This window comes from Streptomyces sp. CO7 (genome assembly GCF_053474865.1).
In genome coordinates this window covers 726,165-728,739 of record NZ_JBRIOU010000002.1, presented here as the reverse complement: position 1 = coordinate 728,739, position 2,575 = coordinate 726,165, and the positions used below count along the sequence as shown (strand labels likewise).

Below are 2,575 nucleotides of genomic sequence, written 5' to 3'. Positions count from 1 at the left end.
GGGTGGGCGAGGCCGAGGTGGTCGCGCAGGGTGGTCCCCTCGTACTCGGTGCGGAAGACGCCGCGTTCCTGCAGCAGCGGCACCACCGTGTCGGCGAAGACGTCGAGGCCGCCGGGGACCAGGTGCGGCACCAGGATGAACCCGTCGGCGGCGTCCGCCTGGACGAACTCGTCCAGGGTGCGGGCCACGGTCTCCGGGGAACCGACGAAGGTCTGCCGGTTACCGGTGTGGATCACCAGGTCCCGGATGGACCAGTTGTTCGCCTCGGCCAGCTCCCGCCATGCACGCGCGGTGGCGAGCGGGTCGCGGTACATCCTCACCTGGGCCCGCCCGCGGGCCACCGTGTGCTCGCCGACGACGGGATCGACGTCCGGCAGCGGACCGTCCGGGTCGTGGCCGGACAGGTCGCGGTTCCAGACGAACTCCAGGTGGCGCAGCGCGGTGGCGCCGCTGACCTGCTGCCGGCGCACCTGGTGGGCGAGTTCGGCGGCCTCCTCGTCGGTGTCGCCGAGCACGAAGGTGGCGGACGGGAGGATCAGCAGTTCCTCGGGGGTGCGCCCGTACCGGGCGAGGCGGCGTTTGACGTCCGCGTAGAAGGCCTTGCCCTCCTCGAGCGTGCCGTAGCGGCTGAAGATGGCGTCGGCGGAGGAGGCGGCGAACTCACGGCCTTCCTCGGAGTCCCCGGCCTGGAAGATCACCGGTCGGCCCTGAGGGCTGCGGGGGACGTCGAACCGTCCCTCGATGGTGAACTCCTCGCCCTTGTGGGCGAAGGCGCCCGCCCCGGGCTCCCGCAGGAACCGGCCGGTCTCCTGGTCGGCGATGATCTCGTCCCCGCGCCAGGAGTCGAAGAGCTCGGTGGCGGTGGCGAGGAACTCCTTGGCACGGGCGTACCTGCGGGACTCCGGCAGGAAGCCGCCGCGGCGGAAGTTCTCCCCGGTGAAGGCGTCCCAGGAGGTGACCACGTTCCATGCCGCGCGGCCGTCGGTGAGGTGGTCCAGGCTCGCGAACTGCCGCGCCACCTCGTAGGGCTCGTTGAAGGTGGAGTTGATGGTGCCGGTCAGACCGATCCGCTCGGTGACGGCGGCGAGGGCGGCCAGCACGGTGAAGGTGTCCGGACGGCCGACGACGTCGAGGTCGTAGATGTGGCCGCCGTGCTCGCGCAGGCGCAGCCCCTCGGCGAGGAACAGGAAGTCGAACTTGGCGCGTTCGGCGGTGCGCGCGAAGTGGACGAACGAACTGAAGTCGATCTGGCTGCCGGATGCCGGGTCGCTCCATACGGTCGTGTTGTTGACTCCCGGGAAGTGCGCGGCGAGGTGGATCTGCTTGCGGGCGGTGCCTGCCCGGCCTGTGGCGCTCATGGTGGGCGGTCTCCTTCCGGGTCAGGCGGTGGACGCGTAACGGCTGGCGGGGCGGGCGAGTCCGAGCAGCCCGCGCAGGGTGCCGGCCTCGTAGGCGCGGCGGAAGACGTTGCGGCCGCGCAGCTCGGGGACCAGGCCGCGGGTGATGGCGGGCAGGTCGTGTGCGGCGACCGCGGGGCGCAGCCGGTAGCCGCCGAGGCCGCCCTCGCGCCAGTGCAGCAGCAGGTCGGCGAGCTGGGCGGGGGTGCCGGTGAAGATCTCGGCGTCGGAGGTGTACTCCTCGCCGGCCAGGTCGTCGAGCCGGTCGCGGCGGGCGGCCGCCCGTGCCGGGGTCTCGTCGAGGAAGACCACGAGATCGCCGAAGACGTGAAGGGGTTCGCCCTCCCGTCCTGCGGCCGCCTGCTCGGCGCGGATCTCGCCGACGATGCCGCGGGCGTCGTCCACGTCGTGCGGGGTGACGTAGCCGATGTCGGCGGAGCGGGCCACCAGCCGGTAGGGCGCGGTGGCGTGGGCGAGGGCGGTCACCAGGGGTTGTCCCTGGGGCGGACGGGGGGTGATGGAAGGACCCTTGACGCTGAAGTGGCGTCCGCGGAAGTCGATGTAGTGCACCTTGTCCCGGTCGATGAAGCGGCCGGTGGCGACGTCACGGATCTCCGCGTCGTCCTCCCAGCTGTCCCAGAGCCTGCGCGTCACCTCGACGTGGTCGGCGGCCTCGTCGAAGAGTTCCTCGACGACCCCGTCGGGCCCGGCGGTGCCGGGGCCTGCCGGCAGCTCCAGGGGCGGGATGTCCCGGCGGCCGAAGTGCGCCGTCTCGTCGAGACGGGCGGACACCTTCACGCGGACGCCCGCCCGTCCGCCGCTCACATGGTCGAGGGTGGCAATCGCCTTGGAGATGTGGAACGGCTCCGTGTGGGTCGCCACCACGGTCGGGACCAGCCCTATGTGGCGGGTCAGCGGCGCCACGCGGGCGGCGGTCAGCACGGCGTCGAGCCGGCCGCGCACCTGATCGGTGCGGTCGTCCCTGCGGGTGGGGTGCGAGGACTGCTGCGCGAGCCCGTCCTCGAGGGTGACGAAGTCGAGCAGCCCCCGTTCGGCCTCGGTCACCAGTTCCGCCCAGTAACGAGGGCTGAGGAGCCGGTGGGGGGCGGCCTCCGGTTCCCGCCAGGCGGCGGGGTGCCAGCCCGCGCCGTCCAGGGCGACGGCGAGGTGCAGGGGTT

2 protein-coding genes are annotated in these 2,575 nt (G+C 72.6%); both read right to left on the bottom strand.

The genetic code is table 11. The annotated features are described in order from the left end of the window. On the bottom strand, positions 1-1,358 hold a 1,358-nt coding region (locus ACOV8S_RS05290; RefSeq protein WP_448316354.1), incomplete at its 3' end, for an NtaA/DmoA family FMN-dependent monooxygenase. A 21-nt stretch (positions 1,359-1,379) separates the two neighbouring features. Continuing rightward, positions 1,380-2,575 (bottom strand): LLM class flavin-dependent oxidoreductase (locus ACOV8S_RS05285; RefSeq protein WP_448316353.1); only part of this gene is annotated, 1,196 nt, incomplete at its 5' end.